The sequence below is a fragment of the Amycolatopsis keratiniphila subsp. keratiniphila genome, from assembly GCF_001620365.2.
GTDB classification, from domain to species: domain Bacteria; phylum Actinomycetota; class Actinomycetes; order Mycobacteriales; family Pseudonocardiaceae; genus Amycolatopsis; species Amycolatopsis keratiniphila.
In genome coordinates, this window is sequence record NZ_LQMT02000005.1 from 229,879 (window position 1) to 243,851 (window position 13,973).

17 protein-coding genes are annotated in these 13,973 nt (G+C 68.1%); 10 read left to right on the forward strand and 7 right to left on the reverse strand.

Annotated elements, in window-relative coordinates; genetic code table 11:
• Positions 1-60: 60 nt before the first annotated feature.
• From AVR91_RS03100 to AVR91_RS03110, 3 genes are read left to right on the forward strand one after another with little or no spacing between them, the layout of a single operon-like run.
• Positions 61-432, forward strand: coding sequence for an ArsR/SmtB family transcription factor (locus tag AVR91_RS03100; RefSeq protein ID WP_063276595.1), 372 nt, complete (start codon positions 61-63; stop codon positions 430-432).
• A 19-nt stretch (positions 433-451) separates the two neighbouring features.
• A complete protein-coding gene (locus tag AVR91_RS03105) occupies positions 452-823 on the forward strand; it encodes a DUF6153 family protein (RefSeq protein WP_063276596.1) in 372 nt (123 codons plus the stop codon).
• 46 nt (positions 824-869) lie between these two features.
• Positions 870-1,457 carry a DUF305 domain-containing protein gene (locus AVR91_RS03110; RefSeq protein WP_063276597.1) on the forward strand — a complete coding sequence of 196 codons (588 nt, stop codon included), beginning with the start codon at positions 870-872 and terminating at the stop codon, positions 1,455-1,457.
• 24 nt (positions 1,458-1,481) lie between these two features.
• On the opposite strand, the gene AVR91_RS03115 is transcribed toward AVR91_RS03110, so the two are convergent.
• Positions 1,482-1,862 carry a helix-turn-helix domain-containing protein gene (locus tag AVR91_RS03115; protein WP_063276598.1) on the reverse strand — a complete coding sequence of 127 codons (381 nt, stop codon included), beginning with the start codon at positions 1,860-1,862 and terminating at the stop codon, positions 1,482-1,484.
• 28 nt (positions 1,863-1,890) lie between these two features.
• On the opposite strand from AVR91_RS03115, the gene AVR91_RS03120 reads away from it, so the two are divergent.
• Positions 1,891-2,586, forward strand: coding sequence for a methyltransferase domain-containing protein (locus AVR91_RS03120; RefSeq protein ID WP_063276599.1), 696 nt, complete (start codon positions 1,891-1,893; stop codon positions 2,584-2,586).
• A gap of 628 nt (positions 2,587-3,214) precedes the next feature.
• Here the strand turns inward: AVR91_RS03120 and AVR91_RS03125 are convergent.
• The 3 genes from AVR91_RS03125 to AVR91_RS03130 all read right to left on the reverse strand — a co-directional run bounded on the left by AVR91_RS03125 (position 3,215) and on the right by AVR91_RS03130 (position 7,459).
• Complete coding sequence (locus AVR91_RS03125; RefSeq protein ID WP_063276600.1) at positions 3,215-4,288, reverse strand: SagB/ThcOx family dehydrogenase; 1,074 nt, start codon at positions 4,286-4,288, stop codon at positions 3,215-3,217.
• A 54-nt stretch (positions 4,289-4,342) separates the two neighbouring features.
• On the reverse strand, positions 4,343-4,465 hold the full coding sequence (locus AVR91_RS44215; RefSeq protein ID WP_255432121.1) for a hypothetical protein: 123 nt from the start codon (positions 4,463-4,465) through the stop codon (positions 4,343-4,345).
• An 81-nt stretch (positions 4,466-4,546) separates the two neighbouring features.
• Positions 4,547-7,459, reverse strand: coding sequence for an AfsR/SARP family transcriptional regulator (locus AVR91_RS03130; protein ID WP_063276601.1), 2,913 nt, complete (start codon positions 7,457-7,459; stop codon positions 4,547-4,549).
• A gap of 429 nt (positions 7,460-7,888) precedes the next feature.
• Between AVR91_RS03130 and AVR91_RS03135 the strand changes: the two genes are divergently transcribed.
• Entirely contained in the window at positions 7,889-8,167 is a 279-nt protein-coding gene (locus tag AVR91_RS03135; protein WP_063276602.1) for a YggT family protein, read from the forward strand.
• A gap of 58 nt (positions 8,168-8,225) precedes the next feature.
• Entirely contained in the window at positions 8,226-9,158 is a 933-nt protein-coding gene (gene ku, locus AVR91_RS03140; protein ID WP_063276603.1) for a non-homologous end joining protein Ku, read from the forward strand.
• Here the strand turns inward: ku and AVR91_RS03145 are convergent.
• On the reverse strand, positions 9,145-9,792 hold the full coding sequence (locus tag AVR91_RS03145) for a B3/B4 domain-containing protein (protein WP_063276604.1): 648 nt from the start codon (positions 9,790-9,792) through the stop codon (positions 9,145-9,147). The two genes, ku and AVR91_RS03145, sit on opposite strands and share 14 nt — an antisense overlap.
• 11 nt (positions 9,793-9,803) lie before the next feature.
• Positions 9,804-10,415 carry a LysE family translocator gene (locus AVR91_RS03150; RefSeq protein WP_063276633.1) on the reverse strand — a complete coding sequence of 204 codons (612 nt, stop codon included), beginning with the start codon at positions 10,413-10,415 and terminating at the stop codon, positions 9,804-9,806.
• Between the two features lie 139 nt (positions 10,416-10,554).
• On the opposite strand from AVR91_RS03150, the gene AVR91_RS03155 reads away from it, so the two are divergent.
• From AVR91_RS03155 to AVR91_RS03165, 3 genes are all read left to right on the forward strand, one after another.
• Positions 10,555-11,055 carry a hypothetical protein gene (locus tag AVR91_RS03155; RefSeq protein WP_016335860.1) on the forward strand — a complete coding sequence of 167 codons (501 nt, stop codon included), beginning with the start codon at positions 10,555-10,557 and terminating at the stop codon, positions 11,053-11,055.
• Positions 11,055-11,939: an alpha/beta fold hydrolase gene (locus AVR91_RS03160; RefSeq protein ID WP_063276605.1), complete on the forward strand. Its 885-nt coding sequence runs from the start codon at positions 11,055-11,057 to the stop codon at positions 11,937-11,939. Before AVR91_RS03155 ends, AVR91_RS03160 begins: the two co-directional genes overlap by 1 nt.
• Positions 11,940-12,023: 84 nt before the next feature.
• Complete coding sequence (locus AVR91_RS03165; RefSeq protein WP_016335858.1) at positions 12,024-12,230, forward strand: CsbD family protein; 207 nt, start codon at positions 12,024-12,026, stop codon at positions 12,228-12,230.
• Positions 12,231-12,276: 46 nt separating this feature from the next.
• Here AVR91_RS03165 and AVR91_RS03170 read toward each other — a convergent pair whose 3' ends face one another.
• On the reverse strand, positions 12,277-13,383 hold the full coding sequence (locus AVR91_RS03170; protein WP_063276606.1) for a cytochrome P450 family protein: 1,107 nt from the start codon (positions 13,381-13,383) through the stop codon (positions 12,277-12,279).
• A gap of 86 nt (positions 13,384-13,469) precedes the next feature.
• Between AVR91_RS03170 and AVR91_RS03175 the strand changes: the two genes are divergently transcribed.
• Positions 13,470-13,937 (forward strand): MarR family winged helix-turn-helix transcriptional regulator, encoded by a 468-nt coding sequence (locus AVR91_RS03175; protein ID WP_063276607.1) that lies wholly within the window; start codon positions 13,470-13,472, stop codon positions 13,935-13,937.
• Positions 13,938-13,973: the final 36 nt, after the last annotated feature.

The following is a 13,973-nucleotide window of genomic DNA, read 5'->3' on the forward strand; positions in this document are numbered from 1 at the left end:
CATGCTACCTGCGCAGTCATGCAGGTACGCAGGTAGAAGGATAGCGGCTATCCTCCTGGCATGCACGAGTCGGTCCCGGATTTCGAGATGCCCACCGAGGAGCAGGTCCACCTGGCCGCGGAGACGTTCCGGCTGCTCGCGGATCCGACGAGGGTCAAGGTCCTCTGGGCGCTCCTGCAGGGCGAGTCCTCGGTCGCCTGTCTCGCGGAGCTGGCGGGCGCGGCGCCGACGGCGGTCAGCCAGCACCTCGCGAAACTGCGGCTCGCGGGCCTGGTGAAGGGGCGCCGTGAGGGGACGTTCGTCTACTACTCGGCGGCCAACGATCACGTCCGAGGCCTGCTCGCGCAGGCGCTGTTCCACGCCGACCACCTCGATCGCGACATCCCGGCAGTGCATTCCGCGGCGAAACCCCACCGTCCGGCGGCGCGCTGAATCCGGCTACGGTGGAGCCGTGACCCAGTCCTCGCGCCCGGCCGTCCTGCGGTGGCTGCTGCTGTGCGTGGTGGCGCTGGGGCTCGTCGGCATGCACCACGTCGTCGCCGAATCCGGCCACGGCGCGGAGCACTCCGCCGTCGCGATGGCGGATCCGTGTTGCGCGGACACGCCTTCGCACGACGACGGTGGACACAGTGGACTGCACCTGTGTCTCGCGGTCCTCGCCGCGGGGGTCCTGCTGATCGTCACCTGGCTGCTCGTCCGGAATGGACGGACGGTGGCGACGTGGAAGTCGAGGCGGGCCGGTGGCTCGGCGTCGGGCCGTGATCCGCCGCGCTGGAGACCGGTGCCGGAGAAGTTGTCCCTCCTTTGCGTGTTGCGGGTGTGACAGGCGGGTTCGTCCGCCCTACCCGAAACCGACTCGAGGAAGAATCATGACCAGCAGCAAACTGGTCGGAGCGGCGCTCGCCGCTCTGGCCTCCTTCGCCGTGCTCACCGGATGCGCCAGTTCCGACACCGCTTCCACCGGGCACGACATGTCCACGGTGAAGGCGCCGGATCCCCAGCAGGCAAGCCACAACCAGGCCGACGTCACGTTCGCGCAAGGGATGATCCCGCACCACGAACAGGCGCTCGCGATGGCGAAACTCGTCGAGGGCCGCACCCGGAACGCGAAGGTCGTCGACCTCGCCGCCCGGATCCAGAAGGCGCAGGATCCGGAGATCCAGCAGCTGAACGGCCTGTTGAAGGGCTGGGGAGTGGCGCCGTCGGGTGAGCACTCCGGGCACGGCTCGGCGTCCGGAATGATGACCGAGGACGATCTCGCGAAACTCGGCAAGGCCAAGGACGCCGCCTTCGACAAGCAGTGGCTGGAGATGATGGTCGAACATCACGAAGGCGCGCTCGAGATGGCGAAGACCGCGCTGCAGCAAGGCAGCAACGCCGAGGTGAAGGCCTTGGCACAGAAGGTGATCGACGGTCAGCAGGCCGAGATCACCGAGATGCGCGCGCTGCTCGGCTGAGCCGGGCGGTGGCGCGGGTCCGGATCAACCGGCCCGCGCCACCGCCTCCCGGAAATGCGCGCACTGGGTGAAGTCTTCGTGCTCGCATCCGAGAGCGCAGTCGATGATCGCCAACGAGGCCTGTGCGGCCGCGATCCGTCGTTCGAGCTCTTGCTTGTGCTGCTTGAGGATCGCTTCGCGGTCGCTGGGCTTCTGGAACATCTCGCGGATGCCGTCGAGGCTCAGTCCCGCCTCCTTCGCGCGCAGGATGATCGCGATCCGGTAGAGGTCGTTGTCGTCGTACCGCCGCCGATCGCCCGTCCGCGCCGGTTTGAGAAGGCCCACGGATTCCCAGTGGCGCAGGACGTGCGTCGCCAGGCCGAAGCGCTCCGCGACCTCGCCGACGCTCAGGATGCTTGACTTCATGTCGACATTAAGTCGCACGATTCCGCGTATGTCCATGATGCAGCGGCTCGACGCCGCCGATGCCCTGCCGGGAGCCGCCGAACTGCGTGCCCGAACCTACGAACTGCTCCGGCTCGACCCCGGCTCCGCGGTGATCGACGTCGGTTGCGGTGCCGGGCTGGCCGTCTCGGAGTTGTCGGCGCGGGGCTTCCGAGCTGTCGGCGTCGACCTTTCGGAGGAGATGATCGACGAGGCCCGTCGACGGTGGCCCGAGCGGGATTTCCTTCTCGGTGACGCTTACGCGCTGCCGGTGGACGGCGGGTTCGCGGGCTACCGGGCGGACAAGGTGTTCCACGAGTTGGCGGAGCCGGAGCTCGCTCTCGCGGAGGCGCGGCGGGTTCTGGTCCCAGGCGGACGGATCGTGCTTTCCGGGCCCGACTGGGAGGGCCTGATGATCGATTCCTCCTATCCGGCGCTGACACGGGAGATCGTGCGTGCCCGGGCTTCGGTGATCGCCGCGCCTCGGATCGCACGCGGGCTTCGGCGGCTGCTCACCGAGTGCGGCTTTCGTGATGTCTCGGTGGAGGGGGTCATCGGGTTTCTCGGTGGGGAGTCGTTTTTTCGCGGGTTGGTCGAGGTTGCTGTCCGGGTAGGTTCCATTTCCGTTGAGGAGGGGGAGATTTGGCTGGCGGAACAGGTTGATGTCGTTGCTGTGCCGCAGTTTCTGGCTTCGGGTGTGGTTTGAGCTTCTTGGGTTTCGGAAACTGTCGGTGGTCGGTTGCACGTTCTGGGTGTGGACACACTCAACGACACTGTGGGACGGGGCGGCTCGGCGGGCTGAACGGAATCGTGGCGGGCGTCGTTTGTCGGTGCGGCACGGTGAGACCCGGGGTGGTCACCATCGAGGTCGAGGACGGCCCTGTGGAGAAGGTGGGCCTGCACACCTATTGACCGGAAAGTCAAAGGTGGCGCGCCGCTGGACGTTCTTCGCTGGGTTCAGGCGGGAAGGAAGGCCTATGCGATGTGAGTCTGGACTGGCGATACGGGCAGGCCCGGTTCCGAGTGTCCACAAGGGACATATCGCGTCGATCAGGCGCCCGATTGATACCGTTATGCCCGTTTCTGGACGAGGTCGTGAGTGACAATGAGGGTTAGAACCACCCAAATCACTCACGACTCCCGCGCAAAGTGGCCAAATCGGGCGCTTTCGCTCGAACAGCGTCCCTTGTGGACAGTCAGGGCATGGTCATATTCCGGCGTCACTGGCCCGGGAGATCGCCGTGGTTCGAATACGGTGTTGCGGCGGATCATCACGGATCCGTTGTCGGGGCAGGTTCTCGATCTCGGGCGGCACCGGACCGGATCGGCCGCCGTCACAAGCGATTGCCCACCACCGACATACCGAGCACCAGCTCGTTCGCCGGATCACACCCGAGGAGGTCTTCGACCAGTTCGTCGCGAAGCGCGGCGGTGAACGTGACGTTCAGGCCCAGTGCGGTCGCCAGCAGGTACACGGTTTGGCTGAGGTGGCCGACGTCCATCAGCAGCACGCGATACGTGCGGCTCACCGGGTACTTCCACTGGTTCCGCTCGATGACGCTGGTGTAGATCAGGAGCGCGCCCGCGTTCCCGGTCCACTGCTGGTCACCGGCGAGCGCGATCAGCTGGTCGTCGTCGATCTTGCCGTCCAGCGGCGTGAGGCCGTGCCGGAAGCCGTCGTAGTGGTAGGCACCGCGGGCCAGGCCCTCGACGTTCCTCGCGTAGACGTACACCTCTGTCGGATGCCGCGCCCCGCCCGACGGGCTTGTCTTGAAGACGTTCCCGGTGGCGGGGATGTCGGGATGCGTTTCCGGCCTCGTCGGCCTGGCCGCGGTGAGAAGCGCGCTCAAATCGCGCAGCCGCAAGGGTTCTTCACCGAACTCGCGGACGCTTCTGCGTCGGCTCAGCGCGTCGCCGAGCCCCATCGTGTTCAGTGGATCCGGTGACGGTTCGGGCAGCGCGATCGCGTGGTGTTCGCCCGAAGTCCTCACCGGAGAAGGCGGAGGACTGACCTTCGCCTTCTCCAGCAAGGTTTTCGCCGTCGTTTCGCTGGTCGTGAACTCGGTCTCGCGTAACGAGCGCGTGCCGAAGTGAAACGCCCGGGCGGACGTTCCCCAAGGGCCCCAATCCCGGAGGATCCCTTCTTCGCGTCGTTGCCGGTGAGAACCTTTGACCACCAGCACTTCGTACCGGATCATCGCTCGCGCGATACGGACGAGCCTTTCCCCGATCTCGGGATTCTCATCCGCTTCGCGGACCGATTCCGGTTCTCGCCAAGAACTGAACCATCGCAGGACGCGTTCGGTTCCTTCGGCGAGTTTGAGCTGGCGGTGTCCGAGGTGATCGTCCCAGACGACGTCACCATCGGCCCAATAGAGCGTTCCGCATGAGGAAACCCTGACCAGCATCGAATGTCTTGCGCCCCAGTCCCCAGTAAATACTTTCCGAATACTTCAGGTCATTCAGCGTCGCGAGCGGAAAGGAGGCCCGCCGTGCGGCGGCGGCTCGAACCCGCCCCAGGTGCTCTGCGCCTTGTACTCCGCTTCGAGCTCGTACAAGAACTCGTCGTCGTCCTCATCGTGCATGCCGCCGATCCTCTCCGTGAACGGTTACTCCGGTCAAGCGAATATACCTACGCCAACAGAGTACCGGAGCGAAACGGCTAATTACGCCGAGTAATCGTTCAGACGCTGTTTGAGTTCGTGCACCTCGGGCGACTCCGAAATGCCGAGATCGGTGTAGAGGCGCAATGCGAACCGGCGATGACGGTCCGCATTCAGGCGCTCACCGAGAATGTCGAACGCGAACGCCATCTCCTTGTGGGCGATGGGCAGCATGCTGCGATTCCCGGTCGATTCGAGCACTTCCACCGCGGTCCTCAACTGGCTGACCGCGAGCGCGCCGTCACCGAGTCCACGCGAATTGATACCGAGGGCGAGAAAGCATTCCGCCTCGAGATCGGGTGATTCGTTCTCCTGAGCCAGCCGCAGTGCCTGGTCGAGTTCCTCGGCGGCTTCGGGGTAGCGCCTGCTCTCGGTGTGGATCAGCCCGATCCGGTGCCGGGCGCGGGCCTCGATGAGCACGCTGCCGTGGGCATGGGCGGTCTCGCGGACCCAGCCGAGGTGTTCGATCGCCTGGTCCGGCTCGCCCTTGAGCCAGTGGGTGACCCCCGAGTTGCCCCTGGCCCGGCACTGCATCCGGACGTCGCCGGTGGTCGCCGCCAGCTCGAACACCTCGTTGAACAGCCGGTTCGCCTCGGTGAACTCGTTGAGCCGCCACAGGGTCAGCGCGTACATGTGCAGGGCCTGGTACTCGAGGACCACGTTCCCGGTGACCCGCGCGGCGGACAGGGCGAGGGTCTCCAGCTCCCTGGCCTGCCGGTAGTAGCCGCGGTTGTCGAAGTAGCGCCACACCGCCGAACAGAAGGGCACGAGGTCCGAGTACTGCTGATGGTTGTTCATCGCGACGGCCACCGGCAGCACGTTCTGCCATTGCGCGTCCATCCAGTGCGCGGCCTGGTCGTAGTCCGCGAAGGACTGTCCGAACTCGCTCTTCGGGACCTCGAGGCCGCCCGGCTCCTCTTCGGAATCCGGGTCGATGAACTCCATCGCGGCCGCGACGGTGCTGCGGTAGTAGTCGAACAGCCGCCGCATCATCGCCTCGCGCTGGTGCTCGGGCTCCTCGGCGAGCAGGAGCTCGCGACCGTAGCTGCGGAGGAGGTCGTGCATCTCGTAGCGGTCCATCGACGGCTGGCGCAGGAGGTTCACGTCGACGAGGCGTTCGGCGAGCCGCCGGGCCTCGGCGAGGTCGACCTCGGCCAGGGCCGCCGTGGAGTGGAGGTCGAACGCGGCACCGGGATGGTGGCTCAACCGGCGGAACACCCGGCGTTCGGTTTCGGACAAGTTCAGATAGGACACCCGGAACGCGCCCGCGACGTCGCGTTCCCCCGCGGTGAGCTCGCCGAACCGGTTCCGCTCGTCGCGCAGCTGCCTGGCGACGAAGTCGAGCGTCCACGACGCCCGCGCGCGCAACCGGCTCGCCGTGACGGCCAGGGCGAGCGGGAGATCACCGCACAGGCTCGCGACCTGGTCGGCCGCGTCCGGGGACTCCCGCTTCAACCGGGACGGCCCGACGATCCGGCCGAGCAGGTCGACCGCGTCGGCCCGGCTGAACGGTTCCAGCGAGAGCAGTTCGGCGCCGTCGAGGTCCACGAGCCGGGTGCGGCTGGTGATCAGCACGCAACAGCTCGCCGCACCGGGCAGCAGCGGGCTCACCTGCGCCGCCCCGATGGCGTTGTCCAGCACCAGGAGCACCCGTTTGCCGGCGAGACAGCTGCGGAACAGCGCCGCGCGCTGCTCGGTCCCGGCGGGGATGTCCGAACCCTGGATGCCGAGCGACCGCAGCAGCGCTTCGAGCGCGGCTCCCGGATCGACGGGGTCCCCGGCCGGGGAGAACCCTTCGAGGTTCACGAACAGCTGCCCGTCCGGGAACAGCGGGGCGAGCCGGTGCGCGGCGTGCACGGCCAGCGCGGTCTTCCCGACGCCGGGCATACCGTCGATCGCGATCAGCCGCGGCCCCGCCGACGAGTCGTCCTGGCCGATTTCGAGGACGGTCCGCAGCTCGGTGGCGCGGCCGCCGAACGCGGGGAGATCGGCGGGAAGCTGCGCGGGACGGGGGAAGAGCGCCTTCTGCGCGTCGGCGTCTTCGCGGCGCCCGCCGGTGTCCATTCCGGCACGGAGCCCGCCGACGCCGTACCGGACGAGGGCGCCGTCCTCCATCAGTTCGGCGTCGGCGCGCAGGATCTGCTGGTGGAGCGCGCTCAGCTCGGCGCTCGGGTCCACACCGAGTTCCTCGGCGAGCGCGATCCTGGTCCGGTCGAACGTCCGCAACGCGTCGGCGCCGCGGCCCGCCCGGTAGAGCGCCAGCATGGTGAGGCACTGCAGGGTCTCGCGGGTGGGATGCCAGGCGGCGAGGTCGAAGGCCTCACGAGCCGCCGCCTCGGTCTCGCCGAGCCGGAGCCTGGCGCCGATGAGGAGTTCGCAGGCGGCGAGGCGCTCTTCGTCGAGGCGCCGTGCCGTCTGCTCGATGGCGTCGCCTTCGAGACCGTCGAACGCCGGGCCGCGCCAGAGCGAGAGCGCGTCGGCCAGTTTGACGGCCGCCTGGGAGATCAGCCCGGCAGCCAGGAGCTCGGCGCCCTGGTTGTAGTCGGCTTCGAAACGGGCCGAGTCGAGCGAGGCGCTGCTGATGACGACGCGGTACGCCGAACCGGTGGTGACCACGGCGGACCGGGCCACCCCGAGGTCGTGCCGCAGCCGCGCGATCGCGTTGCTGACCTGGCGGACCGCGGTCTTCGGCGGATTTTCGGGCCACATCGTGCCGATCAGGTACGACACCGGGACCAGCCTGCCCGCGTTGATCAGCAGGGCGGCGAGGAGGCGCTGTTCACGGCGCCCGCCCAGCCGGACGGGGACACCGTCGACCTCGGCTTCGAGCGGGCCGAGAACGGAGAAGCCGAGCTGGGAACTCTGGACGGCGGTTCGAGGCGATCCCGCCGAATCGGGTAGCCGATCAGCGGTCATATGCCACTATGTCGTCCGAGGCCGTGAGCGTGCTCACGCACTACCTCCAGTCCGTTCGCCGGCTGATCGGCACCCTAGCCCACCGCTTCGGCCTCCAGCCAGGTCGGCGCGGGTCGCGCCGTACTGCATTCGGCCTAACGGGCGTGCACAGGCCTGCCCTGAAACCTTCCCGATTCTACGCCCCGATGCCGCTGATCTGCGCGGATGTCCGGCGGTGGAGAGCCGATGTAATTCCGATGCAGGCCCTTGGAAAGCTGAAGGCACAGCTGGCGGGTCGGAGCGACGGGGCAGCGCGCCGAACCGTGTGTAGGGGCTCCGCGGCGGTTGGCCTTCGTACTGGGGGTGGCCAACCGCCCTGGTAGCCCTTTTCGCGTCACAGGTGGTTCCCAGCTGCGCACGGCACACTGGACCGAAGAGGAGTGTGCCGTCATGAGTGCTCTTGGTGATATCGCGGGTGTCCTGCTCACCCTGTTCCTGATCGTGCTCATCGTCCGGCTGGTGCTGGACTGGGCCGTCAACCTCGCCACGCGGCTGCCCGCCTGGGCGTTCCGCGTCCGCGACTTCGCCCATCGGCTGACCGAGCCCGTCCTGGCACCGGTCCGCCGCGTGCTCCCGCCGGTGCGGGCCGGTGGCGTGGCGTTCGACCTCGCCTTCACCCTCGTGTTCCTCGGGGTCGTCCTCCTGCAGTCCCTCGCCTTCAGTCTCTGACCAGGTGTGATCCGCCGCGATCACGGGTACCAGATCGCTGGAGGAGAGGAGTGTGCCCATGCGCCCGGTCTGGAGCGGTTCGCTTTCGCTCGGTCTGGTGACGGTGCCGGTCCGCCTGTACAGCGCGGTCGAAGACCATACGGTCCACTTCCGCCAGTTCCAGCGCGGCACCGAGGACCGCATCCGGTACCGGCGGGTGAACGAGCGCACCGGCGAGGAAGTCGGCTACGAAGACATCGTCAAGGGTTACGAGCTCGACAGCGGCGAGTACGTCGTCGTCGAACCGGAGGAACTGGACGAGATCGCACCCGGCCGGTCGAAGTCGCTCGACATCGAGAGCTTCGTCGAGCTGGACGCCATCGACCCGATGTTCTTCGACAAGACCTACTGGCTCGCGCCCGCGAAGGACGAGTTCGAGCGTCCGTACGCGCTGCTGCTCGAGGCGATGGACTCGTCGGGCAAGGCGGGGATCGCCAAGTTCGTCATGCGCGGGCGCGAGTACCTGGCCCTGGTGCGCTCCGGCGACGGCGTGATGGTGCTCAACACCCTCCATTTCGCGGCCGACCTGCGGGATCCCGCCGAGCAGCTGCCGGACCTGCCCGGCAAGGCGAAGGCGCGCGGCAAGGAACTCGACATGGCCGTCAACCTGATCGACGCGATGAGCGACGACTGGCGGCCCGAGGAATACAGCGACACCTACACCGACCGGGTCCGGGAGCTGATCAAGGCCAAGAAGAAGGGCGACACCATCACGCCGGCCACCGAGCCCGGGGAGCCGACGAAGGTCGTCGACCTGTTCGAGGCGCTTTCGAAGAGCGTGGAGAGCGGAAAGGCCAAGAAGAAGTCCGGGGCGAAGAAGAAGCCGACAGCGAAGAAGGACCTCTCTTCGCTGTCGAAGGCCGAATTGGACAAGCTGGCGCGGGAACGGGACATCAAGGGGCGGTCGAAGATGACCCGCGCGAGCCTGGAGAAGGCGCTCAAGGCCTCGTGACGACGCCTGCCGCCGCGAGTTCGCCCGCGATGGCCTCGATCAGGAGCCGGACGTCCTCCGCAGCCGTCGCGTGCAGCCCTTCGGACACGATCAGCACGTCGGACGTCGTGGCGGAGACCGCGGAGTGCCCGCTCTGCCGGTTCGTCCATCGCCGCGCGTGGGCCTGGCCGTCCTCGTCGGCGAAGATCACCTCGCCGGGGTTCGGCTGCTCGACCGTGCCGGCGAAGGTCACGTACTTCTCGTCGCCGCGTGCGTGACGGACTGCCAACGAGCCGCTGATCTTCGCGACGTCGAGCACAGCGACCGGGATGGCGTAGGCGACCGAGACCGCGTTGCAGAGGTCGATCACCGGATGGATGCGGGGGAGTGTGCCTTCCTTTCGCAGCCTGCGCAGCAACGATTCCGACGCGCAGCGGTACTGCGTCGGCTTCAGGCCCATCCTGGCGAACGCCCGCCGCCATGCCTGGATTTCGGGGAACTCCGATTCCGGGCCGTCCGCGAGCCGCCGCGTCGCCCGCGCGACGAACTTCTCGAGATCGACCGGCAGGTCCGGGGTGATCCCGGTGGCTTGGAGCGTGCCGACGGCGAGGCCGGGGTGGGCGGAACGGATTTCCGGATGGTGCTGGAGTCGCATGCTGGACCTGTCTACTGGGTGGTGAACGCGAGTTTGACGCCGAGCGCGGCGAAGGAACCGGCGAAGACCCGCCGGAGCCAGGCCAGCACGCGCGGCCGGGAAAGAACGTGGTGCCGCACGCCGGCGGCGAGGATGCCGTACACGCTGAACACCACGAACGTCGCCAACATGAACACGCCGCTCAGCAGCAGCATCCGGGGGAGCGAACCGGGCTCGCCCGCCGGGACGAACTGGGGCAGGAACGCGAAGAAGAACAGCGTCAGCTTCGGGTTCAGGACGTTGATCAGCACACCGGAGGTGATGGTCCGCAGTGCCGACGCGGGTTCGGGATCACCCTCCACGACAATGGCTTCCCGGTCCTTCAGCGTCGCCCACGCCATGTAGAGCAGGTACGCCACGCCGAGGTACTTGAGGATCTCGAACGCCACCGCGCTCGCGTGCAGCAGTGCCGCGAGGCCGGTGATCGCGGCGATCATATGCGGGAAGATGCCGAGGGTGCAGGCGGTCGCGGCGAGGACGCTCGCGCGTCTTCCCCTGACCAGCCCGGCGGAAAGGGTGTAGACCACGCCGGTGCCGGGCGTGGCGACCACGACCAGCGTGGTGATCAGGAAGGCGATGCTCACGCCGACCACTGTGCGCGTCGTTTGGCCTCGTGGACAGAGCCAAACCTGTGCCGCTTCAGTGGACCAAAGGGTTGATCGACGGGTTCACCGGATGGAGTGGCATGATGCACGCTCGCACGTCGACGAGGAAGGCCTTGGTTTGAGCGCGCGCACTTCCCAGATGGACGACCTGCGGCTGGTGGCACAACCGAACGCCGTGTTGTGCTCCGAGCTCTTCGTCCGTCTCATCTTGTCGGACTGGTCCTTGCGGCCGTTGCTCGATCAGGCGAAGACCGCCGCCGCCAGACTGGTGGGCACGCTGGTCGACGCGGCCGATCCGAAGGAGCCGCCGTTCCTGACGCTGAGGTTGCGCCTGCGGTCGGACGTGCTGGTCATCGAGGTCGACCACGAGCTGGACGGGCTTCCGGTGCCGACGCCCGCGCCGGGCGAGCGGACCGGGGTGGCGCCGAGCGCGACCGGCGGGGTGACCGTCTGGTGCGAGCTCCCGCTGCCCGGGGGCCTGTCCGCCGGACAGGTCCGGCTGCCGAGGCGAGGCGACCGGCGCACGCTGGTGGACGAACCCGTGTCCGGTGAGCCCGTCGGTGCCGACCCCGAAGTCCTGGAACGGCTTCTGACGAGGTTGAGCGGCTGGTCCGGCTGATGGCGGCGAAGCGCGTCACCACGCCGGTCCTGGAGATCGAGTACGAACACCTCGGCGAGGCGGGCGGGCCGCCGGTGGTCCTGCTGCACGGGTTCCCGTACGACGTCCGCTCCTACGACGAGGTCGCCGCGCTCCTCGCGGCGGGTGGCGCCTCGGTGTACGTCCCGTATCTCCGCGGCTTCGGGGGGACGCGGTTCCTCGACGACGCCACGCCCCGCTCCGGGCAGCAGGCCGCGCTCGCGCAGGACCTGCTCGACTTCATGGACGCGCTGGCCCTGGAAAACGCCGTCGTCGCCGGATACGACTGGGGTGGCCGCGCGGCGTGCGTCGTGGCCGCGCTCCGGCCGGAGCGCGTGCGCGGACTGGTGTCCGTGGACGGCTACAACGTCCAAAACCTCGCTTACGCCGGGGAACCGGCGCCGCCGGAATGGGAACGCACGTACTGGTACCAGTATTACTTCCATTCCGAGCGCGGCCGCCGCGGCCTGGCCGAGAACCGCGACGAACTGTGCGCCCTGTTGTGGCGCACCTGGTCGCCGACGTGGACCGGCGCCGACGCGGCGTTCCCGGCCAGCGCCCCCAGTCTCCACAACCCGGACTTCGTCGACGTCGTCATCCATTCGTACCGGTACCGGTTCGGTCTGACGGAGGGTGATCCGCGGTATCAGGCGCTCGAAGACCTGATCGCGAAGGAGCCTGCCATCACGGTGCCGACCGTGGTCCTGGAAAGCGGGGACGACGGCATCGGCGGGCCCAGCGCGGCGGGCGATCGCGAGTACTTCACCGGGCCGTACGAGCATCGGGTTCTGCCGGGGATCGGTCACAACGTCCCGCAGGAAGCCCCTGAAGCGTTCGCCGCCGCGGTGACATCTCTGCTCGGGTGAGCGCGATCACCCGTCCGTGCGCGTGACGAATGCCGATCTTCGCCTGTCCTTCGGAGGTAAGGCACACGATCCGGAGGAGGAACGATGTCTTTGGGTGACAAGATCAGCAACAAGGCGGAAGAGTTCGGCGGTAAGGCCAAGGAGGCCGCCGGTGACGCCACCGGCAACGACGAACTGCGGGCGGAAGGCCAGGCGGACCAGGCGAAGGCCGGCCTCAAGGGCGCCGTCGAGAACGTGAAGGACGCCGTCGGCGACGCGGCGGACAAGATTCGCGACACCTTCAAGAAGTAGCGGTCCTTCCGGGCCGGGGCCGCGGTTTCCCGCGCCCCGGCCCGGTTCAGCCGTGCAGCCGCACCGGCAGGCTCGTGAGCCGCGTGCCTTGGATGCCACCGAGGAACGTCTGCCGGAGTTCGTCATACGGCACGGCGAGCCGGGCTCCGGGGAAGTCCGTGCGCAACACCGTCGCGACCGCCCGCAGTTCGAGCTGCGCGAGCTGGGCGCCGACGCAGAAGTGCGGCCCCGCGCCGAAAGTCAGGTCCGGCCCCGGTTTCTTCGCCGGGTCCGTGTTGATGCCCTGGATGTCGACGAGCACGGGAGCCCCGGCGGGGAGCCGGACGCCGGCGAGGTCGAGTTCCACGGTGGTGAACCGCCACAGTGTGAACGGCGCGGGCGGATGGTCCTTGAGCGTTTCGTGGACGAGGTCGTTCACGGACGCCTTGTCCCCGTTCAGCAGCCGCGAAAGCAGGAAGCCGATCGAGGCGTCGGTGGTCAGCTGCCCGGCGAAGATCAACGCGAACAGGTGATACCGCAGGTCCTTTTCGGACGTTCCGGGCGGGAGGCTGTCGCGTAATTCCGTCGCGAGCCCCGTCCGGTTCGGCGTCAGCCCCGCGGCGGCGAGATCCGCGATCGCGGCGATGGCCTTGCCCTGCGCACCCGGTTCCGGGTCCGACATGCGGCGGCAGGCGTCGACGGCGGCATCGAGCAGCTGGAGCGGGATTCCGAGCAGGTCGAGCAGCACCGTCAGCGGGAAACGGGTGGAGAACCCGTCCATGAGGTCGACGGTCTCGCCACCGAGGTCCGTCAGCAGGGCGCGCGCGATTCCGTGGATCCGGTCCGCCTGAGCTTGGATCCGTTTGGCGCTCAGCAGCGGCGCGTGCGCTCGCCGCAAACGTGTGTGTTCGGGCCCATCGAGCGTGGTGAGGGACGGCTGCTCGGCGGCGGTCTGTTCGAGCGCCGTCCAGCCCGCGGGGGCCAGCGCCGGATCCTTGGCGATGCGGGGGTCGGAGAGGACTTCGCGGGCCAGGCCCTCCTCGGTGACGATCCACGCGCTTCCGCCCTCGGGGGCGGCCACTTCGACGAGGGGGCCGGCGGCTCTCAGCGCGGGACGGACGGGGTCGGATTCGGTGATGCCGCGGGTTGAAGCGGCGAACGGATCGGGGAGCACGGGAACTCCTTCATGAGAAAGTAGCTTCACCATGAAGGTATATTCGCGGCCGGTAGGTTGTCAAAGCACGCAACCGAGGAGGGGTGATGGCGGACGATGTCGCGGCGCGGAGCGCGTCGCTCCTGGACGGCCTCCGGAGCTTCGGGGCGAGCTACACCGAATTCACCCGCCGGTTCGCGGACTGGCTCGGGCTGCACGCCACCGACGCCGCCGCGCTGGTGGAGATCCTCTACGCCGAAGACACCGGATCGCCCTTGTCCCCGGCCCGGCTCGGCGAACGCATCGCCCTGACCTCCGGTGCGACCACGAACCTGCTCAACCGGCTGGAGAACCTCGGTTACGTGGTGCGGACCAGGGAGAACACCGACCGCCGGGTGGTGACCCTGCGCAGCGGCACCGACATCCAGGCGCCCGCGCGGGAGTTCTTCGGTCCGTTCAGTGCCGGGCTCGCGGCGCTCGTGGCGGAGTACCCGCCGGCCGAGATCGAACGCTTCGAGGGCTTCCTCCGTCAGCTGAAGTCCACAATGGACAACGTACTCGAAGAACAGGCCTGATTCCGGACCAGTCCGATCCCCTCTCGGCACCGAATC

Coding starts and splice junctions, on each gene's coding strand:
- AVR91_RS03100 (WP_063276595.1), top strand. CDS start 61: ATGCACGAGTCGGTCCCGGATTTCGAGATGCCCACCGAGGAGCAGGTC.
- AVR91_RS03110 (WP_063276597.1), top strand. CDS start 870: ATGACCAGCAGCAAACTGGTCGGAGCGGCGCTCGCCGCTCTGGCCTCC.
- AVR91_RS03115 (WP_063276598.1), bottom strand. CDS start 1,862: ATGAAGTCAAGCATCCTGAGCGTCGGCGAGGTCGCGGAGCGCTTCGGC.
- AVR91_RS03120 (WP_063276599.1), top strand. CDS start 1,891: ATGTCCATGATGCAGCGGCTCGACGCCGCCGATGCCCTGCCGGGAGCC.
- AVR91_RS03125 (WP_063276600.1), bottom strand. CDS start 4,288: ATGCTGGTCAGGGTTTCCTCATGCGGAACGCTCTATTGGGCCGATGGT.
- AVR91_RS44215 (WP_255432121.1), bottom strand. CDS start 4,465: ATGCACGATGAGGACGACGACGAGTTCTTGTACGAGCTCGAAGCGGAG.
- AVR91_RS03130 (WP_063276601.1), bottom strand. CDS start 7,459: ATGACCGCTGATCGGCTACCCGATTCGGCGGGATCGCCTCGAACCGCC.
- AVR91_RS03135 (WP_063276602.1), top strand. CDS start 7,889: ATGAGTGCTCTTGGTGATATCGCGGGTGTCCTGCTCACCCTGTTCCTG.
- ku (WP_063276603.1), top strand. CDS start 8,226: ATGCGCCCGGTCTGGAGCGGTTCGCTTTCGCTCGGTCTGGTGACGGTG.
- AVR91_RS03145 (WP_063276604.1), bottom strand. CDS start 9,792: ATGCGACTCCAGCACCATCCGGAAATCCGTTCCGCCCACCCCGGCCTC.
- AVR91_RS03160 (WP_063276605.1), top strand. CDS start 11,055: ATGGCGGCGAAGCGCGTCACCACGCCGGTCCTGGAGATCGAGTACGAA.
- AVR91_RS03165 (WP_016335858.1), top strand. CDS start 12,024: ATGTCTTTGGGTGACAAGATCAGCAACAAGGCGGAAGAGTTCGGCGGT.
- AVR91_RS03175 (WP_063276607.1), top strand. CDS start 13,470: ATGGCGGACGATGTCGCGGCGCGGAGCGCGTCGCTCCTGGACGGCCTC.